A 22,433-nucleotide genomic window follows, 5' to 3' on the forward strand; every position below is an offset into this window, starting at 1 on the left:
CGCGGCATGCACGGTTCTCCGTGCGGATCAAGGTCGTATAGCAACTATTGATCATCACGGGAGCTGTGCTGCCGTCGCGTCTCTTGGGGTCAAGCCGTCAGCCGCAATTTTGCCGAGGCCCTGGGCGCTAAGAGCGGTTGAATCCTTCCGTGCAGGACGGAAAGCCTGGCCGCTGCCTCGTGACCCCATCGATGATGCACATCGCGGCGGAGGATGCCGTCACAAAGAGATTGCCTCGCGTCGATCGCCGCCAGGCATTAATATCGCAACGGCCGACATGGACGCCGAACCGAAATCATGCTTAAGTCCGAAAAGACCGGACCGACGCGGGCACCGCCTTGACGAATGGGCTTGCTGAGGCGGTTAATGCGGTATCTTCCACCAGAAGTGAACCCTTGGAGCATCAGAAGAACCACCGCAGTGACTCTACGTAAACGCGCTGCCTCGACTCCTGCGCTCAGGCGCGGCGTTCGGTCAGGTTCTTACGACGGCTTGGCCGGTGCCCAGCCCGGCCGCATACAACCTTACGGTACAGGTCGGCGAACCTCAAAGGGCCCGTACAGGCAAGTTTTGTGCCCCCGGCAGGATTCGAACCTGCGACACCGGCTTTAGGAGAGCCGTGCTCTATCCCCTGAGCTACGAGGGCATTCGCGTGCTGCAGGCTACATCCTAGCGGGGGCCGTGGGGACGGAAGTCAGGTACGCCAGTGCCATCTCCGCTGCCTCCTCCGCCCACGTCTCCCACGGGCGGTCGTCTGGCCAGAATCTGCTGGTCGCGGCGCGGTGGACGCAGGCGCCGATGATCGTTCGCGCGGCCATTTTCACGCTTTCGGCCTCGGCCGGGCTCAGCGGCAGGGCTTCCAGCAGCGCGTCTTGGATCGCGGACAGCGCGGCCAGGCCGCGGTCTCGGGCGTCGGAGCGTTGGGCGTCCAGAAGCTCCGGGAAGATCCGGTCGTGTTCCTCGAAGGTGCGCGCCAGGGCTGCCACGAAGGCGGTGAAGGTCGAGCGGAGATCTGGCGATGCGGCGCGGAGGGCGGCGAGGACGTTTCCCTCCAACTGGGTCAGCAGCCGGTCCTTGACGGCGTGCAGCAGCTGTTCCTTGCCGTCGAAGCGGCGGTAGATCGTGCCGACTGACATCCCCGCCTGCGCGGCCACCGCGGCGACGGTGAAGGACTCCAGGCCCTGCTCGGCCAGGACTTGTTCGGCGGCAGTCAGGAGTTTTCGCAGCGCGGCCCGGCTGCGCGCTTGTTGCGGCGGGCGGAAGCCCTCGCTCGGCTGACTCACCCGAAGGACCTTACCTGGCCCAAGCCAGATGCGAATGATAATTTCGGTTCGCATCCAGCGAGGGGGAACCGATGGTCAGCATCGAGGTGCGCAACGCCTGCGTCGACTTTCCGATCTTCGACGCCAAGACCCGGTCGCTGAAGAAGCGCGTGCTCGGGAAGGTCGGCGGGCGGATCGCCGACGGCGCGAGGGTGCCGGTGATCGAGGCGCTGCGGGACGTGTCGTTCCGGCTCGAGGAGGGGGCTCGGGTCGGGCTGGTGGGACATAACGGGGCCGGGAAGTCGACGTTGCTGCGGTTGCTTTCCGGGATTTACGAGCCGACCCGGGGAGTCCGGAGGGTCGCGGGGCGGGTCGCGCCGGTGTTCGATCTCGGGGTCGGGCTGGATCCGGAGGTGTCCGGGCGCGAGAACATCCTGGTCCAGGGGCTGTTTCTCGGCATGAGCCGCCGGCAGATGGCGAAGCGGGTCGAGGACATCGCCGAGTTCACCGAGCTTGGCGACTACCTGGAACTGCCGTTGCGCACGTACTCGGCGGGGATGCGGGTGCGGCTCGCGCTCGGGGTGGTGACCACGATCGATCCCGAGATTCTGCTGCTCGACGAGGGCCTCGGCGCGGTCGACGCGGCCTTCCTCGCCAAGGCGCGCGAGCGGCTCAAGGATCTGGTGCGACGGTCCGGGATTCTGGTGTTCGCCAATCACTCCGACGAATTGCTCGGGGAGTTTTGCGATACCGCGTTGTGGATGGACGACGGGCAGGTTCGGCAGCACGGGTCGCTGAAGGAAGTCCTTACCGCGTACAAGCCTGCCGCTTAGAGCGGGAGCAGCGATCCGCTGCGTTTCACGGTGCGCACGACGGGGGCGGTTTCCATTTGCTGGATTCCGTCGAGTGCGCCGATGCGGTCGGTGAGGTATTCGTACAGGTGCGTCGCGTTGCGGCAGGCGATCGCGGCGACCAGGTTCGTCGGGCCGGTGGTGACCGCGGCGAATTGCACTTCTTCGTGTTCTGCCAGGGACTTTGCGACCGACGTGACGGCTGACGGGCGCACGGTCATCCACAGTCGCGCTTCGGAATAAAAACCCAAGGAGCGTAGGGAAATGTCTAACTGGTACGACAGGATCCCGGCTTGGCGAAGGGTTTCGATTCGGCGCTTCACAGTCGATTCGGAAAGGCCGGACGCGGCGGCTAGTTCACCGTAGCTGGCGCGTCCGTCGTCTGCCAGGACTTGCATTAAGTGCCGGTCGGCCTCGTCGAAGGTTATCTCTTCGGTTGGATCGACTGGGACCTGCAGGGCGGCGATCTGGTCGTCGGACAGGGCCGACCAAGTGCCTAGGCGCGTGAATCCATGCAGCATCTGATGTGCGGACACGGAGGTGATCCGGTTGCTCCGCGGGAGTTTGTCCAGCAGAAGTACGTCTGGTTCTTCCACCATGGACGATTGCGTCGTGCAGGTGATTTCCGTGCCGCCGGACAGCAAGTGGACCCAGAACGTGTCCGGGCGTTTCGCCAGCGCGGCGGCGATGGGGATGCCAGATGCGGGGGCGCAGGCGAACCGGACCAGCCAGAGCGCGTAGCCCAGTCTCGCGCTCGCGACCGCGCCGACTACCCGGAGCACCCCGGCCTGGCGCAGTCGCCGGTAGCGGCGGCCGATGGTGTTCTCCGAAACGCCCAGCACGTCGGCGATTCGCGCGAAGGGGGCGCGTCCGTCGAGGTCCAGCGCGTGGATCAGCTGGTGGTCCACCGGGTCCAGCGTGACGGGTTTCATCACATCACGGTAGCTGGTGACGGGATCCGTCAAAAAGGGTCAGCTGACTTGAGGTGCCTGCGCGGACGAGATCACTCTTCAGCGGACAGAGAAAGGGGACTGTGGTGCGCAAATGGGGGCCGTTGGCGGCGATCTGCCTCGGGTCGTTCATGTTGATCCTCGACACCACCGTGGTGACAGTGGCGTTGCCGGAAATGGCTCGCGGACTGGGAGCATCGTTGGCCAGCCTGCAATGGGTGGTCAACAGTTACACCTTGGTGCTCGCCGTTCTCGCGTTGAGCGCGGGCGCGATCGGCGACCTTGCCGGGCAGCGCAGGGTGTTCGTCGGCTCGGTGACGGTGTTCGCGGTGGCGTCGCTGGGGTGTGCGCTCGCGCCGAATGCCGGCGTGCTGATTGGCGCGCGGGCGGTGCAAGGGGTCGGCGGTGCGGCGATGATGGTAGCCGCGATGTCGTTGCTGGGAGCCCATTACGAGGGCAAAGACCGTGGCAGCGCGTTGGGGATTTGGACGGCGGTGCTCGGTGGCGCGGGTGCGACCGGGCCGTTTCTCGGCGGTGTTTTGACGCAATGGGCGGGCTGGCAGGCGATCTTCTTCCTCAACCTGCCGTTGAGCGCGGCGACCTTGTTGCTCACCAGCAAGTACCTGGTCGAAGCGCCGAAAAGGCCGTCCGGGACCCGGATCGACTTGGGTGGAATGGTGGCATTCGGGGCCAGTTCCGGCGCGTTGGTCTATGGGTTGATTGAAGCCGACGACAGACTGCCGATGTTCATCCTCGCCACGGCGGCGCTGGTTGTCTTCGTGATGGTCGAACGACGGGTGCGGCACCCGATGCTCGACCTCGCGCTGTTCCGCCGGGCGTCCTTCGTGACCGTGCTGATCGTGGTCGTCGCGAGTTCGTCCGTCTTCGCCTGCTTGATTTACGCGTCGATCTGGCTGCAATCAGTACAACGCCTCAGCCCGGCCGCTGCGGGGCTTGCGCTGATTCCGTTGGCGGCAACGTCGTTTGTCACCTCGCTGGTGATTGGCAAGCGGTTGCCCGCCGTTTCGCCGGGGATCATCCTCGGGCTCGGGGCGCTGTTGGCGGCCGCGGGCTGTGCGCTGGAATGGGCGATGCTCGACTCGACGTGGCTCAGCCTGCTGCCCGGACTGATCGTGACCGGTGCCGGGATGGGAATTGCCGGGCCCGCAGGCAGTACCGCGATCCTCAGCGCGGTTCCCCGGGACCGCGCGGGGATGGCATCCGGCGCGATGGCCACGTTCCGGCAGCTCGGGCAGACCCTCGGCGTCGCCGTGCTCGGGCTGGTTTACGCGAGCACCGCGGATCTCGGCGACGTCTTCCTGGTCACCGCCGGGCTCAGTCTCGTCGCCGCTGTGCTCAGCGTGCTCACTCGAAACAGTGCCGGTGCGCGGTCGCGAACTCGCGGAAGCTCCGCGGCCGCTGGCCGGTGACGTCTTCGACCGTGGACGTCACGGTTTCCGCGCCGCCGTCCAGGTACGTATTGCATACCTCCACCAGCGCTTTGGCATGGAACGAGGACATTCCAGCTTCGGCCAGCGCGGAAAGTGCCTGCTCGTTCGACATTCCGCGGTAGGTGATCGGACGGCCGAGCACCTCGGACAGCACTGCCGCGGCCTCGTCGTACGTCAATGCCTCGGGGCCGGTGAGCGCGTACGCCTTGCCTCCGTGGCCGTCCTCGGTCAATGCTCGAAACGCCACGCGGGCAACGTCTTCGGCATCCACGAAAGCGATCGGACCGCGGATCAGCGGGCTGGCGAAGAAGTTTCCGGACCGGATGGTTCCGGCCCAGTTTCCCGAGAAGGCTTGGAGATAGAAGTTCGCCCGGAGAAATGTCCATGACAGCGGTGAGGTTTCCAACATCCGCTCGACCGGACGGTGCAGCCGGGCGATCGGCGTGAGTTCCTCGTCCGCCCGCCACAGCGACTGTTTCACCACGTGCGAGACCCCGGCGGACACGGCGGCTTCGACCACATTGGACTCGTTGCCGGTCTGTCCGGGGCTCATCGCGCCCAGCAGGAACACCTTCGACACTCCGGCCAGCGCGGGTTGCACGGTGGCCGGATCGGACATTTCCACGGTGACCGCGTCGATTCCGTCCGCGGCGGCTTTCCTTGCCTTCTCCGGGGAATGGTAAGCGGCCCGGAACGGCACCTCGGCCGCGCGCAATTGCTTGGCCAGAGCCGAACCCACGTTGCCGCTCGCACCTGTCACCAGGATCATGCGCCCCACCTTCGCGTGTAAGACGGGGCAGTCTAGTGGATCAGCGGCCGTTCGACGGGACGGATTCCGCCTCCGCCCGGCGCTGCGCCAGTTCCGCGACCGCCGACGGCAGCGTGGTTTCGAAGTCGATCAGCTTCGCCCAGGTCGGCGTGACGACGATGCGGACCATGCCGTCGACGTACAGCGAGCGGATTTCGGCCTCCCATTCGACGCGCTGTTCGGCGGTCATCTCGTAGGAGCCGTTGATTTCGAGGTACTCCTCCGGGATTCCGTCGACGTAGTCCAGTTCGACGCGGCCGCGGACGAGCAGGATCTTCGGCGGGTGCGATTCGGTGTCGATGGTCAGCGCGACCCTCGGGTTCGCCCGCAGCGCAGGCAGTTTCGGAGCGTTCTTGGTGGTGCACAGGACGATCTCGGCGCCGTTCCAGCTGAACGCGATCGGGACGCTGCGCGGCGTGCCGTCCTTCGCGACGTAGGCCAGCCGGGCGATGTCCCGGGCGAGCAGCTCGCGGCTGTACGGGCGGTTCAGGACCTCGGCGACTTCCTGCGGTTCCATGACGGTCTCCTTCTCGGTCTGCGGCCTCGCTGTCGGCCAGGTGCCGCGGGGACGGAGCCGGGACGGCGTTCTCGACATTACTCAGGCAGTGGCCTGAGTCACACAGATAACTACAACACTTGTACAAGTGCTTGACAGTTATCCGGCGGATGGCGTTGAGTACTCCGGGAGCCGGAGAAGCGGGGAGGTGAGGGCGATGAGCGACACAAGTCCGGGGCGAAGTACGCGCCCAGTCCCCCCACCTTCCGGCAACCCCGGTTGATCCAGCCGCCCCGTCCGGCCCGCCCCGGACGGGTTCTCGAAACGCGCGGCAACCGGGTGCCCTGATCGGCCTGAGCAAGGCCGAAGGGAGTGCTCGTCATGACCACTGACACCACTGTCCGCATCGACCGGCGCACCACCGCGGTCCTCGACGACCAGCACGTCGGCGACATCCGCGGCGCGCTCGGCACCATCAAAGCGGGCGACTCCGCCCCGCGGAACGGCCTCAGCGCCAAGCTCAAGACCCTGCTCGCGATCGTCGGGCCGGGGCTGATCGTGCTGGTCGGCGACAACGACGCCGGCGCGTTCGCGACCTACGGCCAGGCCGGGCAGAACTACGGGCCGAAACTGCTGTGGACCCTGCTGCTGCTCGTCCCGGTGCTGTACGTGAACCAGGAAATGGTGCTGCGCCTCGGCGCGGTCACCGGCGTCGGGCACGCGCGGCTGATCCTCGAACGCTTCGGCAAGTTCTGGGGCGCGTTCTCGGTGCTCGACCTCTTCCTGCTCAACGCGTTGACGCTGGTCACCGAGTTCATCGGCATCACGATGGCCACGCGCTACCTCGGGCTGCCGACGGTTCCGTCCGTCGTGCTGGCCGCGGCCGTCATCATCGGAGCCGCCTTCACCGGCAGCTTCCGGCGGTTCGAGCGGATCGCGATCTTCTTCTGTCTCGGCTCGCTGACGCTGATCCCGGTGTACGTTTTCGCACACCCGGCACCAGCGGAAATGCTCGGCGGACTGGTGCCGTCGAGGCCAGCCGGACCGGGTGGAATGGCTGAGCTGATGCTGCTGATCATCGCGATCGTCGGCACCACGGTCGCGCCGTGGCAGCTGTTCTTCCAGCAGTCGTACGTGATCGACAAGCGCATCACGCCGCGATTCATGCGCTACGAGAAGGCGGATCTGTGGATCGGTCTCGTCGTGGTGATGATCGGCGCGGCCGCGATCATGGGCATCGCGGCGGCGGCCTTCGCGGGCACCGGCACGGCCTTCTCCGACACAGCTGGCGTTACGAACGGCATCGAGGCTTACGCAGGACGTACGGCGGGCGCGCTGTTCGCGGTCGCGCTGCTGGACGCGTCGATTGTTGGGGCGTTCGCAGTGTCGCTCTCGAGCGCGTACGCGATCGGTGATGTCTTCGGGATGAAGCACTCACTGCATCGCGGAGCGCGGCACGCGAAGGGCTTCTACGCGGTGTACGCCGGTCTCGTCGCGCTGTCCGCCACCATCGTGCTCATTCCGGGCTCGCCGCTCGGCCTGCTCACCACCGGAGTGCAGACGCTCGCCGGCGTGCTGCTGCCGTCCGCGACGGTCTTCCTGTTGCTGCTGTGCAACGACAAGGCGGTGCTCGGGCCGTGGGTCAACGGACGGCTCACCAACCTGTTCACTTCCGTGGTCGTCGGAGTGCTGGTGGTGCTGTCGGTGATCCTGACCGCCTCCGTGCTGTTCCCGGACCTCAGCGCGGGCCAGATCTTCCTGATCATGGCGGTCAGCGGCGGAATCGGCGTGCTGACCGCTGGGTACGCGCTGGTCCGCCGCCGCAGTGCCGCGCCGATCGATCGCACTGGACGCGCGGAGTGGCGGATGCCGCCACTGCAGTACTTGCCGCCGCCGGAGCTGTCGATCGGACGGAAGATCGGGCTGACCGCGCTGCGCACCTATCTGCTCTTGGCGATGGCACTCGTCGTCGTAAAGCTCGTCCAACTGGCGTTGGGTTAACTCTGCGTGAGATTCCTTCTCAGCGTGTACACAGCGAGTGTGCAGAACAGTAGGCAACCATGACGCCCCGGCACCGGAAGGTCCGATGACCGATCCTCACGACAGACGTGTCGCCGCGTCCCGGGCCGCGGCGGCACGTGGCGTCGCCGCGCGCGCCGCGGCTCGGCGACGGCGGATCGCCGGCCGGGTCGCACTGGCCCTCGCGGCCGCGTTGACGCTCTCGCTCACCGGATACGGCTGGGCGGCCTACCACGGCATCGTGTCCGGGCTGCAGGTGTCCGACGTGCTCGACGGGCAGTCGACGTCCGGCGGCGGCGACACCAACATCCTCATCATGGGCCTCGATTCGCGGCTCGACGAGAACGGCAACCCGCTCCCGAAGGACATCTACAACTCGCTGCACGCCGGGGATCAGCAGGACGGCGGCTACAACGCCAATGTGCTGATGCTGCTGCACGTCCCCGGCGACGGCGGCAAGGCGACGTCGATCTCGATTCCGCGCGACGACTACGTTCCGCTGGCGGGCTGTCCGGACAACGTCTGCAAGGGCAAGATCAAACAGGCCTACGGGCTGGCGTTCGACGAAAAGGCCAAACAGCTCATCTCGCAGAATGTCACCGACAAATCCCAGCGCGAGCAGCAGGCCCGCGACGCCGGCCGGCGGGCGGAAATCGACACGGTGCGGAGATTCCTCGGCGACGTCCCGATCGACCATTTCGTCGAGGTCACCCTCGTGGCGTTCTTCGAGATCGCCCAGGTCGTGCAGCCGATCACGGTGTGTCTCAACGAGGACACCCAGGACAGCTACTCGGGCGCGAATTTCCATGCCGGCCAGCAGGAGATCAGCGCCGAGCAGGCCGTCGAATTCGTCCGGCAGCGCCGCGACAACGTGCATCCCGCGCTCAACTTCACCGACCTCGACCGCGAACGCAGGCAGCAGGCCTTCATCGCTTCGCTCGCCTATCAGCTCAAACAGGGCGGGACCTTCACGAATCCGGCGAAACTCCAAGGAATCATGGACGTCGCGAAGCAGAACACCGCGGTCGACAGTTCGCTCGACCTGCTCGCGCTCGCGAAACAAGCGTCCAGCCTGACTGGCGGGAACGTCAGCTTCGTAACCCTTCCGGTCGACCATTTCGGCAAGAGCCCGTCCGGCGAGGACGTCAACTTCGTCAATACGCCGCAAATCCAGGCGCTGGTCGCACAACTGCTCAGCGGAACCCCGGTGCCGACCCCGGCCGCGTATGTGACGCCGATGACGCACAGCAGCGGCGTTCCCGCTCCCCCGCCGGTGTTGAGCGGAGGCGGAATCCCTTGTGTGAAATAACTTCAGGGAAGCCGCCCCGCGCGCCGCACAGTCCTTTCCGGACGGTTAGGCCATAATCGGCCCGGCGCGTTCACTCCCCGCGCCGGAAAATCGGCGGACGGCGGTGCGCGAGTTGGCTACGACACGGAACAGGCGAAGCCGGGGCCCGGTCGCGATCGTCGGCTGGCTGTCCCGGCCGCTCGCGTCGTTCCACCTCGTGCTCGCGCTGTGCGGTCTGCTCACGCTGCTCGGCGTCATCATGGTGCTGTCGGCGTCTTCGGCACAGCCCGGCGGCGTGTACAGCACGTTCCAGAAGCACATCATCTTCGTGCTCATCGGGCTGGTCGCGCTGTGGGCCGGGCTGCGGGTTCCGTTGCGGCGGATCAGATCCCTCTCGCCGATGCTGATGCTCGTGACGCTGGCGATGCTCGCGCTGGTGCTCACCCCGCTCGGCGCGAAGGTGAACGGGGCGCAGCGGTGGTTCACGCTCGGACCGCTGACGCTGCAACCGGTCGAGGTCGCGAAGGTCGCGTTGACGTTGTGGGGCGCGCACATTCTCGTGGTGAAAGCCCGGCTCCTGCACCATTGGCGGCACCTGCTGGTCCCGCTGGTGCCGGTCGCGCTGCTGATGTTCGCCCTGGTGATGGCGCAGCCGAACCTCAGCGGCACGATCTCGCTCGGCATCGTGCTGCTGTCGCTGCTGTGGTTCTCCGGCGCGCCGGGGCGGCTGTTCGGCGCGCTGCTGGCCGGCGGCATGGCCGGATTCGTGGTGCTCGCGCTGGTCGCGGACTACCGGCTCGCGCGCGTGCTGTCGTTCCTCTCCCCCGACGCGGACACCTCCGGCGCCGGGTACCAGGCGGTGCAGGCGCAGTACGCGCTCGCCGAGGGCGGGCTGTTCGGGGTCGGGCTCGGACAGGGCGCGTCGAAGTGGAAGTACCTGCCGAACGTGCAGAACGACTTCATTTTCGCGTTGATCGGCGAGGAACTCGGCTTCCTCGGCTGCGCGGTGGTGCTGCTGCTGTTCGGCGGGCTCGCGCTGGTCGGCCTGCGGATCGCGACGCGCAACCTCGACCCGTGGATCCGCATCGTCGCGGCGACGATCACCGTGCTGCTGGTGGCGCAGGCGGCGGTCAACATCGGGTACGTGGTGAACGCGCTGCCGGTCACCGGGGTGACGCTGCCGCTGGTGTCGTACGGCGGGACGTCGCTGATCGTGACGATGTTCCTGTTCGGCGTCCTCGCCAGCTGCGCCCGGCACGAGCCCGCGGCGGTGGCGGACCTGAATCACCTGGGGCCGGGGAAGATCGGCCGGATACTGCGGCTGCCGGTGCCGGAGCCGTATCGGCCGGTCCGGACGCCGGGGAAGACGACCCGCGCACGACGGCCGGTGCGGCCTCGCTGATCGGGTTTGCGGTCCGTGAGGGGAACCCTGACGGAATCAGAGTCCCTCAGGGTTCCCCTCACGGACCTGAAGACAGTGGTCCCGTTTCACCGTTTCGGCCAATGCCAAGCCGGTTGGTCCAGCCGCCCCTGGCCCGCGACCACCGTCGCGCCGAAGTCCTTTTCCAGTTCCAGCACCGAGGCGTCCTCGAGAAAGCGCACCAGCAGCTGGGAATGCGACACCACCAGCAGCTGCGGCTTCTTCGCCGCGGCAGTGATCAACGCGGCCAACGCGGGCAGCAGGTCCGGGTGCAGGCTGGTTTCCGGTTCGTTCAGCACGAGCAGCTCCGGCGGGCGCGGGCTGAGCAACGCCGCGGCCCACAGCAGGTAGCGCAGGGTTCCGTCGGAGAGTTCGGCCGCGCTGAGGGGGCGGAGCAGGCCGGGTTGGCGGAAGCGGAGGTCGAAGCGGCCGTCGGTGGCGGCGATTTCTACGGACGAGCCGGGGAAGGCGTCGTCGATCGCGGTGGCCAGGGCGTCGGCGTCGGCGGATTCCTGGATGGTGCGCAGGGCCGCGGCCAGGTCGCCACCGTCGTGGTCCAAGGCCCAGGTGCGGGTGCCGATGCGGCTTTGCCTTCCCGCGGCGGCGGCGTCGGTGCGGAAATGGTCGTAGAAGCGCCACGCGCGGACTCGATCGCGGACGATCAGGAGTTCCGGGCACCGGCGCGGGTCCGCGAATTCGCTGAGCATGCTGTCGGTCAGGGCGATCGAATGGCCGCTTTCGACCCAGGAGCCGGACTCGTCGCGGATGCGGACTCTCGTGCCGGAGCGGTCGGCCAGCAAAGCGGACGGCCGGAGTACCGGGCCGTGCCAGACGCATTCGCGTTTGTATTCCGGGTCCAGGTTGAAGGCGGTCTCGGCGGGGATCGGGAGGCCGAAGTCCAGGGCGTAGCCGAATTCGTCGCCGGAGTAGCCGAGTCGCAGGCCGACCGATTTGGTTCGCTGCACCGGTTGCACCGGCGACCGGCCCTCGCGGACGGCGCGGCCGATGTTCTCCGGACCGGCCCACAACGTCGATGGCAGACCGCCTTCCGCGGCGAGGGCGGCGACCGCGCCGTTGCGTCCGGCGTCGGCGAGTAGCCGTAGGGCGCGGTACAGGCTGGACTTCCCGGTGCCGTTCGCGCCGACGATCACGGTGAGCTGCGACAGCGGCAGCACGAGATCACGCAGCGAGCGGTAGTTCTGGATCGCCAGGGTGGTCAGCACGGCGACGCCTCCGCGGGCAGGCCGAAGCGCGGGAACAGCTCGGGCTCGAGGAACCAGGTGGCGGTGCGGATTCGGTCGCCCCAAGGCGCGAGGACGAGGATTCCCGCGGGACAGCCCACTGTTCCGCCGGGTTCCGTGAGATAGCAGGCGAAGGCCGGATGGGTGTTGGCGCGGGTCGGGAGGAGGCGGAACCGCCGGGAGCCGCGCCACTGTCCGAACCTGGTGAGGAACTCGGTGACGGCTTCGCGGCCGACGTACTCGTGCGGTGCGGGCGGCATGGCGAGCCAGCCGTCGTCGGTCAGGAGCGCGACTACGCCTTCGACGTCTCCCTGGCTGAACGCGTCCGCGAATCGTTGTGCGATCTCCCGTTCGCGCGGTGCCGGTGGCGCGGGCTCGACGGTCTGCCGCAGCTGGGCGCGTGCGCGTTGCAACGCGCCTTTGACCGCGGTGGAGCTGGTGTCCAGCAGGTCCGCGACCTCGGCGGTCGAGTAGTCGAGCACGTCCCGGAGCACGAGGACGGCGGCCTGGCGCGGCGGGAGTTTCTGCAGGGCCGCGACGAACGCCAGCTCGAAGGTTTCCTTCGCGCCGTAATGCGCGGCGGGGTCGTCGGGCGCGGGCTGCAGCCAGGTCACCTCGGTGCGGCGCGTGGGCTCGGTCGGCGTGAACGGCGGCGACGGTTCGGCCGGGACGCGACGGCCGGCGTCGCGGAGGGCGTTGAGACAGCGGTTGGTGGCGATGCGGTACAGCCAGGAGCGCACCGAGGCGCGACCGGCGTAACCGTCCAGCCCGCGCCAGGCGGCAAGGAGCGTCTCTTGCAGGAGGTCTTCGGCGTCGGCGAGGGAGCCGAGGAGGCGGTAACAGTGCACCTGCAGCTCGTGGCGATAGGGCTCGACCAGCTCGCGGAAGGCGTGCGCGTCTCCGGCGCGTGCGCGATCGAGGATGTCCTGGCCCATCCTTCGCATCCTGCCACCGTTCCGTTTCCGGGGCGGGCGGTGTCTGTACCGGTGACCTCGGAGAAAGGCGAACCGATGAACCCTGTCGACGATCTGGCCGCTGCCCTCGATTCCACCAGTGCGCTGGTCGCGGGCGTGTCTCGCTGGGACGCGCCGACGCCGTGCCCGGAGTGGACCGTCCGCGACCTGGTGAACCATCTGGTCCTCGGACACCGCCTGTTCACCGCCGTGCTGCGCGGCGAGGAGGGCGGCTCGCTGAACCCGCGTTCTTCCGACGCACTCGGCGACGACCCGGTCGCGGCGTATCGGGAGGCGGTTGCCGGTCTGCTCGCGGCGTTCCGGCAGCCGGGGGTGCTGGAGCAGGTGGTCGAGGTCCCCGCCGGGACGGTGCCAGGGATCGCCGCGGTGCACCTGCGGATCGTCGAGGAACTGGTGCACGGCTGGGACCTCGCGCGCGCCACCGGTCAGGAGGCGAAGTTCGACGACGCCTTGATAGAGCGGGAAATCGCGTTCAGTGCGGCGAAACTCGCGGATCTTCCGGCGGACCGGAGGCCGTTCGCACCGCCGGTGTCCGTTGCCGCCGACGCTCCTCCGTTGGATCGGCTGGTGGCGTTGCTCGGACGGGCACCGAGTTAAGCAACGCGGAATTCCAGCAGGCCCCGCTGGTCGGTCAGCGGGGTCGCCGATTCCAGGACTAAGCCCGCGGACTCGGCCAGGGCGCGGAATTCTTCCACGCGCCGTTCGCGACCGCCGAAATGGACCAGCATGACCAGGTCCATTTCGGTACGCGCGTGAATTCCGCTGACTGCTTCGATGGCGAGAATCCGTCCGGCTCGGCCTGCCGCTTCCGCGCACCGTTTCAGGATGCGGCGGGCGTTCTCGTCGTCCCAGTTGTGCAGGATGTCCACCAGGACATAGGCATCCGCCTGCGCTGGAAGAGGGTCGAAGAAGCTGCCGCCGCGTACTTCGACTCGGTCGGCGAGACCACGGGCGGCGAAGGCGGCGCGGGCTTCGCTTGCGGTGGGCTCGAGGTCGATCAAGTGGGCGCGCAGTTTTGGATTGGCTTCGAGGATTGCGGCGAGCAAATCGCCTCGGCCACCGCCGACGTCTACTGCCGTTTGAAAAGAAGCCCAATCGATTCCGGCGACCACCTGCGGGATCTCGGTGCGGAATCGAGTGGCCATCTGCTGGTCGAAGGATTTCCGCAGGTGCGGCTGTTCGGAGAGGTCGGTCCAGAAATCCTTGCCGTAGCGACGGGAGTAAGCCGCCTCGCCCGTTCGAATACTGTGCGCAAGTTCAACAAAAGCGAGTTCGGCCCGACCGGCGGCGCGGTCCAGGTGCAGGAGGTTCGCTACGCCGTTTTCGTTGTCCTGGCAGAGATTCTCCCCGTACGCGGTGGTCCGGTACCCCTCGTCGGTGCGCGAGACCACGCCGAGCGTGACCAGGTGACCGAGCAGGACGTCGAGCGCGATCGGGGAGAGGTCCAGCTCGGCGGCGATGTCGTCGACAGTGCCGGGGGTGCGCAACCGGTCGGGCAAACCCAGCGTTACCGCGACTCGCAATGCCATGGGGGTCGCCAGGCTGGCGGCGCGGAGGAGATTGTTCGCGTCATCACTCACGTGATTCCACCTTGCCAGCCGGGTCAACCGGCTTTCCGGGCCACCGAAGAATCCCTCGTTCGAAGACCGGCTGAACGGTTAGAAGGTCTTCCGAACAATCAGCCGTGTTACCGTCTGGCGTCGTCAAGGAGGTGGGGATGCCCGCAGCAGGCACCCGCAAACCGATGCGCGAACGGTTTCGCGAGCAGGTGCGCGAAGAGGTCAAAGCCGCCGCACTCGCTCAGCTCGCCGCCGGGGGCGCGCAGGCGATCTCCATCAACGCCATCGCCAAGGAACTCGGCGTGTCCGGACCGGCGCTGTACCGCTACTTCTCCAGCCGCGACGAGCTGCTGAACGTCCTGGTCATCGACGCGTACCGCGACCTTCGCGACGCCATGGCGAAAGCTCTCGACACCGAAGCGCCCGACGCGGAAGCGCGGATCCGGCTGCTGGCCGCCGCGTACCGGGCGTGGGCGCGGGCCGAACCGCATCGGTACGAATTGCTGTTCAAGGCACCGTTTCCCGGTTACGACGCGCACGCCAAGCCGCTCGCCGAAGCGGCCCGGGCGCTGATGGGCGTGGTGCTCGGGGTGTTGCACGACACCACGGGAAAGCCGTACCAGAACGAGGAAGTGCTCGTCGCCCGGCGCGCGAACACGGAGAACCACCAGCTGGCGGTCGCGCTGTGGTCGCGGCTGCATGGCTTTGTCAGCCTCGAAATCGGCGGCGGGTTCACCGCGATGGGGCTCGACACCGACGCGTTGTTCGAGAACGAAGTACAGGTCCTGACGGACCGCGCCACCTGATCACCGGCGAGACGCGCGCGGCTTCGCCCCCAACGCCACCGCCAGCACGGCCCCGGCGACCATGCACGCGCCGACCACCCACAACCCGGTCCGTTGCGTACCGGTCAGGTCGCGCAGCCAGCCTGTCACGTACGGCGCGACGAACCCGCTCAGGTTGCCCAGCGCGTTGATCAGCGCGATCCCGCCGGCGGCCGCCGCGCCGGACAGGAAGTTCGACGGCAGCGCCCAGAACGTCGGCAGCGCCGCGCACACGCCCATCGCGCAGATCGTCACCGCGGTCATGGTGGCGTAAGGGTTTCCGAGGTACAGCGCGACCGGGATCGCCGCGCCGCCGACGAGCATCGGCAGCGCGACGTGCCACGTCCGTTCCCCGGTCCGGTCGCCGTGGCGCGCCCACGGGACCATCACCAGAGCACCCGCGACGTACGGGATCGCGTTCACCAAACCTGCCTGCAGCACCGTCAGCTTGGTGCCGAACTCCTCGCCGAACCCGGCGATGATGGTCGGCAGGAAGAAGCCCAGCGCGTACAGGCCGTAGACGACCGCGAAGTACACGAACGCCAGCCCGAGGATCCGCGGGTGCGTGAGCGCTTTCCGCAGCGGCCAGTGGTGTTCGGCTTCGGTGGCGCGGCGTTCGGCGTCGAGTTCGCTGGTGAGCCAGTCGCGCTCCTCGGCCGACAGCCACATCGCGGTTTCCGGCCGGTCGCTCAGGCAGAACCACGTGACGACCGCCAGCAGGATCGCCGGGATGCCTTCCACCAGGAACATGAACCGCCAGCCGGACAGGCCGAACACGCCGTGCCCGCCGCTGATCAGCAGGCTGGAGACGGTCGAGCCGATCGCGCTCGACACCGGCACCGCGCACATGAACAGCGCGACCGCCTTCGCCCGCTGCGCCGCCGGGAACCAGTACGTCAGATACAGAATGATGCCCGGGAAGAACCCCGCCTCCGCGACGCCGAGCACGAACCGCAGCACCACCAGCGTCGTGGTGTTGGGCACGAACGCCATCGCGACGGCCACCGCGCCCCAGGTGATCATGATCCGCGCGATCCAGCGGCGCGCGCCGAACCGGTGCAGCGCGAGATTGCTCGGCACCTCGAGGATCAGGTAGCCGATGAAGAAGATCCCGGACGCGAGCCCGAAGGCCGTCGCGGTGAGGCCGAGTTCCTTGTTCATCCCGTTCGGACCGGCGAACCCGATGTTGACCCGGTCCAGGTAGTTGACGAAGTACAGCAGCATCAGCAGCGGCATGATCCGCACCGCCGCCTTGGCCATGACCCGGTTGCCCAGCGGGCGCGTCTTCGTCGACATGTCCGGATCTCACCTGCCCGGACCCCGCCGCGTCAAGGTTTCGCGTAATGCTCGGCGACCGCCGCGAACGCCTCCTTCGGTTCCCAGTTCAGCCCCGGGTACGCCGTGCCGGAGCGGTCTTCGAGGACCTTCACCAGGCCGAAGCTGGCGAGGTCGAGATCGTCGCGGCCGGGCCGGTGCGGGTAGTTGTAGAGCGCGAACAGGAACACGAACGCGCTGTCCACTCCCTCCTCGTCGAAGATTTCCAGGAGTTCGCGCAGGTACTGCGCCTGGCCCGCTTCGTCGCGCTCGTACTCGCCGTCGATGCGGAGCGGGTCGCCGGTTTCGTCGTCGTACTCGACGATCTCCATGCTCCGCGGCGCGACGTCGCCGGACCCGTGCCAGGTCGCCGTGCCGAACCCGGTGATCGCGACCGGTTTCCCTTGCGCCACCAGGCTTCGCACCCCCGCGCGGAAGATGTCGGCGACCTCGGCGGAGCGGATCAGCTCGACCGTGACGAAGTCGAACCGGCTCCAGTCCACCTGCTCGAACTGGATGCACGCGTAGGTGACCGGGCCGTGGAACCGCTCCCGCACGGTCTTGACCGCGGCGTCGAGGAACGGGTCGAGTTTCTTGCCCACCTCGGCCAGCCGCTCGGCCCGGCCCTCGGGTTCGGCGAGCAGCAGGCTGACTCGTTCGGCGGTGTCCTTGCCGGGCAGGAAGCCTTCGTTCATCACGCTCAGCTCGACGCCGGTCACGAACACGACGTTCGCCCCGGACGCGCGCAGCCGCTCCGCGCGGGTCGCGCAGTCGGCGAAGAGGGCCAGCATCTCATCGGCGGTCTGCTCCAGCGGATACGGCGAGAACCAGACCTCCAGCCCCAGGTCGGCCGCCCACCGCGAGGCCTGCTCCAACCGGTCCGGATCGCCGCCGACGACGTGCACCGCGGTGCAGTGCAGATCGTCGCGGATGATCGCCAGCTCGCGCTTCACCACCTCCGGGTCGAAGTTCTCCCGCGACGACCGTCCATTGCGGACGAACCCGGTCTCGTACGTCATTCCCTTGCCGCGCATGGCGGTTTTCCTCTCGTTCGGGGACGCCGCCCACCTTACGCATGAAACTTGCGTGCACGCAAGTTTGCGTAGACGCAGTCAGGCTGCGAGACTGAGCACGTGACCGGATTGCGCGAACGGAAGAAGCAGGCCACCCGCGTCGCGCTGCGCGAAGCAGCCCTGCGGCTGGCGATCGAACACGGGCCGGCGAACGTGCGCGTCGACGACATCGCCGAGGCCGCCGGCGTTTCCCCGCGGACCTACAACAACTACTTCTCCAGCCGCGAAGAGGCGATCGTCGCGGCGGTCACCGCGGACCGCGAGAACCGGATCGCGGCCGCGGTCGCCGAACGCTCGCCGGACACCCGGCTGGCCGAGGCGATCATCGACGCGGTCGCCGAGCAGTACACCGATCCGGGCGAGCAGAGCCGCGACGCACTGCTGCTGATCACCACGAATCCCGGTCTGCGCAGCGCATTTCTCGACGCCCCGGCCGCACTCGAAGACCCGCTTCAGGAAGTGATCGCGACCCGGGTCGGCGATGCGCAAACCGCGCGCGTGCTGGCCGCCTCGGTCGCGGCGGCGGTCCGGGTCGCGCTGGAGCAGTGGACGCGACCGGCGGGCCACGGCCTGGTCGTGGTGTCCGGCTCGCTCCCGGATCTGCTGCGGCGGACGCTCGAACCGCTCGTTCCCGCCCTCGACGCCGCGGAGGCCTGAGGACTCAGACGTCGATCTGCTCGAAGATGTGCGGATACGACTCGATGTCGTCGGAGGATTCGGCCGCCAGCCGCTGGAATTCCGGGCTGGCAAACGCGGCGGCGAGCGCCTCGGTCGACTCCCAGACCGCGACGTTCATCAGCAACCGGCTGCCCGCCGTTCCCCGGTGCATCCGCAGCGAGACGAATCCGGGCTGAGCCTTCATGTACTCGGCCTGCTTCCGGAAGAGAGCCAGGAACTCGTCGGTCTTGCCCTCCGGGACGACGAACGTGTTGGCGAGGACGATCGGCCCGGTCTTTTCCTTGAACTGAGCGAACATCGGCGTGCGGGGGTCGAGGCTCTGCAGCTTGGCCATTGCGGGATCTCTCCTTGTTGGGTCGCTTCGATCTAGCGTTGCTAGGTATTGATTCGACGCTAGCACTGCTGGCGCTCGCTTGTCTAGCAACGCTAGAACTAGGCCGAGCCAGTGAATCCCCACCCGCTCTCCGTTCAGCTTCGACATTCTCTTCACAACTTTGTGAAAGATGTGTACCTTCTGAACTATTCAGAGGGGAAGGAGCGACGATGACCCGTCAGGCAGGACTCCCGCTCGAAAGGGGCGCGTGTCCGTTCGATCCGGTGCCGGCCCAGCGCACGCAAGCCCCGGTCGAGCCGATGACGTATCCGGACGGCACGCAGGGCTGGCTCGTCACCGGATACCAGGAGGTGCGGGCGGTCCTCTCGGACAAGCGGATGTCCGCGCGGGTCGAGCTGGCGAAGATCCCGCTCGACTTCGGCCCGCTGCCGCCGCCGAAACCGGCTGACCCGGGGGTGTTCAGCGGGATGGACGACCCGGACCACCACCGCTACCGCAAGCTGCTGACCGGAGCGTTCACCGTGCACCGGATGCGCACGCTGGAGGACCGCGTCGGCGAGATCGTCGATGCCCACCTCGACGCGATGGCCGCCGCGGGCGGTCCGGTCGACCTGGTGGAAGCGTTTGCGCGACCGGTGCCGTCGCTGGTGATCTGCGAACTGCTCGGCGCTTCCTACGAACGCCGTGCCGAGTTCACCGGCTACACCGCCACCATGTTCTCCAAGGACGTGCCGATCGCCGAGCGGATCGACGCGACCCAGGGCGTCGTCGCGTTCATCGCCGGGCAGATCGAGGAGAAGCGGACGGAGCCGGGCGACGACCTGCTGTCCGACCTCGTCCGCGGCGGCGAGCTGACCGACGAGGAACTCGCCAACATCGGCATGATGCTGCTGGTCGCCGGATTCGAGACGACCCGCAACATGATCGCGCTCGGCACGCTGGCGCTGCTGGAGAATCCGGAGCAGCTGGCGAAGTTCAAGGCCGACCCGGGGCTGACCGCGAGCACGGTCGAGGAATTGCTGCGCTACCTCAGCGTGATCCACATCGGGCCGATCCGCACCGCGCTGGAGGACGTCGAACTCGGCGGCGTCACGATCAAGGCGGGCGATCCGGTCGTCATGTCGCTTCCGGTCGCCAACCGGGATCCGGGGAAGTTTCCGGACCCGGACGTGCTGGACGTCACGCGCAAGGCGACCGGGCAGCTCGGCTTCGGCCATGGCGTGCACCAATGTCTCGGTCAGCAGCTGGCGCGGGTCGAGATGCGGATCGCGCTGTACCGGCTGTTCGCGCGGTTCCCGGATCTGCGGCTCGCGGTGCCGTTCGCCGAGGTGGACCTGCCGCCCGACGCGTCGATCTACGGTCCGGTGCGGCTGCCGGTGACCTGGTCACCGGAGTAGACTGGCAGCGGCGGATCGAATACCGGAATCGAGGTTTTCCGCGCTGTGCACGCGATTTCTCTGATTGGCGCCTTCACGTTCGTCTGGTTCGGGATGGTGCTCGCCATTTCGTTCCTGGAAGCCCCGCTGAAGTTCCGCGCGCTGGGGGTCACCATCCCGATCGGCCTCGGCATCGGCCGGATTGTGTTCCGGGCATTGAACATTGCCGAGGTGCTGCTCGCGGCGGGGGTGGCTATCACGGTGGTGATCGGGCGGCCGGGTGCCGCGGTGACGGTGCTGGCGGCGGTGGCGGTCGTGGTGCTGATCGGGCAGCTGGGAGCGGTCCGTCCGGCGTTGAACCGGCGGACAGACCGCGTCCTCGCCGCTCCGGAGGGCGTGGAGCTGCCGCGTTCCCGGGCGCATTTCGTCTACATCGCCACGGAAACCGTGAAGGTGCTCGTGTTGCTGGCGCTCGGGATCCTGACTGTCGCGGGCTAGCAGCTCACGCGAAGCCTTCCAGTTCCGCGATGCGGCGGAACACCTCGCGGGTGTCCACGCGCTCCATCTCCGGGTCGAGTTCGTAGTACACCGCGAGCACGTTCTGCGCGAGACGGCCGTGTTCGTCGAGGTCCGCGAACCGGCCCAGCGAGATGTCCCGCATCGCTTCCTCCGCCGGCATCCCCCGGCGGTGGCGGTCGGCGGCCTCGGCCTGCACCCACTGCAGGTAGTCGAGGACCGAACGGATGCCGTCGGCGTCGGTGACCGGGCCGTGGCCGGGGACGACGAACTCGGCGTCCATCTTGAGCATCTCGTCGCAGGCGGCGATCCAGTTCGACACCGGTCCGGCCCAGGTGATCGGAGTGCCGCCGATGAACAGCAGGTCCCCGGCGTACAGCACGCCTTCGTCGGGGACGAGGACGACGCTGTCGCCCTCGGTGTGCGCCGGGCCGAGGCAGCGGATTTCTACTGCGACACCGCCGATGTCGAGCTTCAGCTGCCCGGCGAACGTCCGGTTCGCCGGAGTCGCGGTGATGGAGTCGAAGTCGAACGGGTGCAGGATGTGCTGGGCGAAGCGGCCCAGCGGACCTTCCTGACGGATCAGACCGCGCATGAGGTCGGGGCCGTTGGTGCGCATCTCTTCCGCGGTGGCTTCGGAGGCGATGATGGAAGCGTCGGCGACGAGTTCGTTGCCGAACCAGTGGTCTCCGTTGGCGTGCGTGTTCACGACTGTCTTGATTGGACTGTCTACTGTGGCGTCTTGAAGCCCGTTGAGCATTTCCCGCGTCATCGGCACGTCGAAGAGCGTGTCGACCAGGAGGGATTCTCCGGCGCCGGCGATCAGTCCGGCGTTGCTCCACCCCCAGGTTCCGTCCGGGACCAGCCACGCCGAGCAGTGTTCGGTGAGCCGGTGATGGCCTTTGGTGTAGGGAATATCCTTGCGCACCCTTACCTCCCGGAGACGTGCACCTCAGGCGCACCTTGATAGGAAGCCAATCCCGCACCTTCCGGCGCGACCTGCCGTTGCCCCACCGGATTTCGCAGCATGCCGACGCCGGACGCGGCGAGTTCCACCACGTCGCCCGGCTGGATCCAGCGGTCCAGCTCCAGCCCGCACCCGCCGCCGACGGTGCCGAGCGCGAAGAATTCGCCCGGGTAAACGTCTTCGTCCAACGACGCCCACGCGAGCACCTCGGCGAACGAGAACTGTCGGTCCTTTGTGGACCCGCTGGCCCAGACCTCGCCGTTGACTGTGGCCGTCATCTGCACGGCCCATTCGTCGACCTCGTCCATCGTGAGCACACACGGACCCATCGCGGTGCAGAAGTGCTTTCCCTTGGACGGACCGATCGTCATGCTCATCTCGAACAACTGGATGTCGCGGGCGCTGACGTCGTTGAAGATCGTGACCCCGGCGATGCGCCCGGCGGCCTCGGCTGGGGTCAGGTTCTTGCCGCCGCCGGAGGTGAAGAAGCCAAGCTCGAGTTCGAAGTCCAGCTGCGCGGTGTAGGACGGCCACCGCAACGGCTCGTCCGGCCCGATCACCGTCTCGACGTTGCCCTGGTAGCAGATCGGCATCGCCGCGAAGGCTGGCGGAACGGTGAGTCCGGAGCCCTTGGCGTGCTGCGTGTAGGTCAGATAGTCGCGAATCCGACGCGGCCTTGGCACCGGCGCGAGGAGCCGGACTTCGTCTTGCGGAAGCACCGCTGGCTGCCCGCCGTCGATCAAGACGTCGCCCTTTTCGGCCGCAGCTTCAGCCAGCTGAAGCGCCTGGTCGGCGGTGCCGCGCGCCTCAGCCCCGCCCTCGAAGAAGGCGACCATCTCAGTGGGGACAGCGATTTCTCGTTGCCCAGACGCCCGCAAGACCCGCGCCGGGTCCACGACCGCGTCGCCGTGCAGGACACCGAGCCGGGCCGCGCCCGCGGATTCATAGGTGACCAGCCGCACCGCCGCCTCCTTGAACTGGAATCCAACGTTGGACTTGCGTCTAATCGACGCTAGGCCGCGGTCGGGGCAG

At 67.6% G+C, this 22,433-nt stretch carries 22 protein-coding genes and 1 tRNA gene; 10 read left to right on the top strand and 13 right to left on the bottom strand.

Annotation, left to right across the window (positions count from 1 at the left end; translation table 11 throughout):
- Positions 1-573: 573 nt before the first annotated feature.
- Both CU254_RS34310 and CU254_RS34315 read right to left on the bottom strand, forming a co-directional pair.
- A tRNA-Arg gene (locus CU254_RS34310) sits at positions 574-646 on the bottom strand.
- Positions 647-662: 16 nt separating this feature from the next.
- Complete coding sequence (locus CU254_RS34315; RefSeq protein WP_037715735.1) at positions 663-1,283, bottom strand: TetR/AcrR family transcriptional regulator; 621 nt, start codon at positions 1,281-1,283, stop codon at positions 663-665.
- Positions 1,284-1,354: 71 nt separating this feature from the next.
- On the opposite strand from CU254_RS34315, the gene CU254_RS34320 reads away from it, so the two are divergent.
- Positions 1,355-2,095 (top strand): ABC transporter ATP-binding protein, encoded by a 741-nt coding sequence (locus CU254_RS34320; protein WP_009083631.1) that lies wholly within the window; start codon positions 1,355-1,357, stop codon positions 2,093-2,095.
- On the opposite strand, the gene CU254_RS34325 is transcribed toward CU254_RS34320, so the two are convergent.
- Positions 2,092-3,078: an Lrp/AsnC family transcriptional regulator gene (locus CU254_RS34325; RefSeq protein WP_009083632.1), complete on the bottom strand. Its 987-nt coding sequence runs from the start codon at positions 3,076-3,078 to the stop codon at positions 2,092-2,094. The genes CU254_RS34320 and CU254_RS34325 overlap by 4 nt on opposite strands.
- Before the next feature lie 71 nt (positions 3,079-3,149).
- Here CU254_RS34325 and CU254_RS34330 point away from each other — a divergent pair, with 71 nt between their 5' ends.
- Positions 3,150-4,493, top strand: a complete 1,344-nt coding sequence (locus CU254_RS34330; protein ID WP_037718451.1) for an MFS transporter — start codon at positions 3,150-3,152, stop codon at positions 4,491-4,493.
- Here the strand turns inward: CU254_RS34330 and CU254_RS34335 are convergent.
- Positions 4,429-5,283: an SDR family oxidoreductase gene (locus CU254_RS34335; RefSeq protein WP_037715740.1), complete on the bottom strand. Its 855-nt coding sequence runs from the start codon at positions 5,281-5,283 to the stop codon at positions 4,429-4,431. The genes CU254_RS34330 and CU254_RS34335 overlap by 65 nt on opposite strands.
- A 40-nt stretch (positions 5,284-5,323) precedes the next feature.
- A complete protein-coding gene (locus CU254_RS34340; RefSeq protein ID WP_009083637.1) occupies positions 5,324-5,839 on the bottom strand; it encodes a pyridoxamine 5'-phosphate oxidase family protein in 516 nt (171 codons plus the stop codon).
- Positions 5,840-6,199: 360 nt separating this feature from the next.
- Between CU254_RS34340 and CU254_RS34345 the strand changes: the two genes are divergently transcribed.
- The 3 genes from CU254_RS34345 (at position 6,200) to ftsW (ending at position 10,527) form a co-directional block, all read left to right on the top strand.
- Positions 6,200-7,819 carry an NRAMP family divalent metal transporter gene (locus tag CU254_RS34345; protein WP_037715741.1) on the top strand — a complete coding sequence of 540 codons (1,620 nt, stop codon included), beginning with the start codon at positions 6,200-6,202 and terminating at the stop codon, positions 7,817-7,819.
- An 85-nt stretch (positions 7,820-7,904) separates the two neighbouring features.
- On the top strand, positions 7,905-9,146 hold the full coding sequence (locus CU254_RS34350; protein ID WP_050788344.1) for an LCP family protein: 1,242 nt from the start codon (positions 7,905-7,907) through the stop codon (positions 9,144-9,146).
- A gap of 112 nt (positions 9,147-9,258) precedes the next feature.
- The gene (gene ftsW / locus CU254_RS34355; RefSeq protein ID WP_100267166.1) at positions 9,259-10,527 is read left to right on the top strand and encodes a putative lipid II flippase FtsW; all 1,269 of its coding nucleotides are present in this window, start codon (positions 9,259-9,261) and stop codon (positions 10,525-10,527) included.
- Between the two features lie 86 nt (positions 10,528-10,613).
- On the opposite strand, the gene CU254_RS34360 is transcribed toward ftsW, so the two are convergent.
- Positions 10,614-11,768 (bottom strand): AAA family ATPase, encoded by a 1,155-nt coding sequence (locus tag CU254_RS34360; RefSeq protein ID WP_009083645.1) that lies wholly within the window; start codon positions 11,766-11,768, stop codon positions 10,614-10,616.
- Positions 11,762-12,721, bottom strand: coding sequence for an RNA polymerase subunit sigma-70 (locus CU254_RS34365; protein ID WP_009083648.1), 960 nt, complete (start codon positions 12,719-12,721; stop codon positions 11,762-11,764). Before CU254_RS34365 ends, CU254_RS34360 begins: the two co-directional genes overlap by 7 nt.
- A 75-nt stretch (positions 12,722-12,796) precedes the next feature.
- On the opposite strand from CU254_RS34365, the gene CU254_RS34370 reads away from it, so the two are divergent.
- Positions 12,797-13,357 (top strand): TIGR03086 family metal-binding protein, encoded by a 561-nt coding sequence (locus tag CU254_RS34370; protein ID WP_037718454.1) that lies wholly within the window; start codon positions 12,797-12,799, stop codon positions 13,355-13,357.
- Here CU254_RS34370 and CU254_RS34375 read toward each other — a convergent pair.
- Positions 13,354-14,289 (bottom strand): methyltransferase, encoded by a 936-nt coding sequence (locus tag CU254_RS34375; protein WP_100267167.1) that lies wholly within the window; start codon positions 14,287-14,289, stop codon positions 13,354-13,356. The two genes, CU254_RS34370 and CU254_RS34375, sit on opposite strands and share 4 nt — an antisense overlap.
- A 188-nt stretch (positions 14,290-14,477) precedes the next feature.
- Between CU254_RS34375 and CU254_RS34380 the strand changes: the two genes are divergently transcribed.
- Positions 14,478-15,125 (top strand): TetR/AcrR family transcriptional regulator, encoded by a 648-nt coding sequence (locus CU254_RS34380; RefSeq protein WP_037715745.1) that lies wholly within the window; start codon positions 14,478-14,480, stop codon positions 15,123-15,125.
- Here CU254_RS34380 and CU254_RS34385 read toward each other — a convergent pair whose 3' ends face one another.
- Entirely contained in the window at positions 15,126-16,439 is a 1,314-nt protein-coding gene (locus CU254_RS34385; protein WP_009083653.1) for an MFS transporter, read from the bottom strand.
- 32 nt (positions 16,440-16,471) lie between these two features.
- The gene (locus CU254_RS34390; protein WP_009083654.1) at positions 16,472-17,491 is read right to left on the bottom strand and encodes a hypothetical protein; all 1,020 of its coding nucleotides are present in this window, start codon (positions 17,489-17,491) and stop codon (positions 16,472-16,474) included.
- Positions 17,492-17,590: 99 nt separating this feature from the next.
- Between CU254_RS34390 and CU254_RS34395 the strand changes: the two genes are divergently transcribed.
- Entirely contained in the window at positions 17,591-18,187 is a 597-nt protein-coding gene (locus tag CU254_RS34395; protein WP_009083655.1) for a TetR/AcrR family transcriptional regulator, read from the top strand.
- 4 nt (positions 18,188-18,191) lie between these two features.
- Here the strand turns inward: CU254_RS34395 and CU254_RS34400 are convergent, their stop codons facing one another.
- The gene (locus CU254_RS34400) at positions 18,192-18,542 is read right to left on the bottom strand and encodes an antibiotic biosynthesis monooxygenase (RefSeq protein ID WP_009083656.1); all 351 of its coding nucleotides are present in this window, start codon (positions 18,540-18,542) and stop codon (positions 18,192-18,194) included.
- Between the two features lie 209 nt (positions 18,543-18,751).
- Here CU254_RS34400 and CU254_RS34405 point away from each other — a divergent pair, with 209 nt between their 5' ends.
- The gene (locus CU254_RS34405) at positions 18,752-19,939 is read left to right on the top strand and encodes a cytochrome P450 (protein ID WP_009083657.1); all 1,188 of its coding nucleotides are present in this window, start codon (positions 18,752-18,754) and stop codon (positions 19,937-19,939) included.
- Positions 19,940-20,032: 93 nt separating this feature from the next.
- The gene (locus tag CU254_RS34410; RefSeq protein WP_050788503.1) at positions 20,033-20,416 is read left to right on the top strand and encodes a hypothetical protein; all 384 of its coding nucleotides are present in this window, start codon (positions 20,033-20,035) and stop codon (positions 20,414-20,416) included.
- A 4-nt stretch (positions 20,417-20,420) separates the two neighbouring features.
- On the opposite strand, the gene CU254_RS34415 is transcribed toward CU254_RS34410, so the two are convergent.
- Both CU254_RS34415 and CU254_RS34420 read right to left on the bottom strand, forming a co-directional pair.
- Positions 20,421-21,362 carry an MBL fold metallo-hydrolase gene (locus CU254_RS34415; RefSeq protein WP_009083659.1) on the bottom strand — a complete coding sequence of 314 codons (942 nt, stop codon included), beginning with the start codon at positions 21,360-21,362 and terminating at the stop codon, positions 20,421-20,423.
- A gap of 2 nt (positions 21,363-21,364) precedes the next feature.
- Positions 21,365-22,363: a fumarylacetoacetate hydrolase family protein gene (locus CU254_RS34420; RefSeq protein WP_009083660.1), complete on the bottom strand. Its 999-nt coding sequence runs from the start codon at positions 22,361-22,363 to the stop codon at positions 21,365-21,367.
- Positions 22,364-22,433: the final 70 nt, after the last annotated feature.

It is taken from the genome of Amycolatopsis sp. AA4 (assembly GCF_002796545.1).
Classification (GTDB): Bacteria; Actinomycetota; Actinomycetes; order Mycobacteriales; family Pseudonocardiaceae; genus Amycolatopsis.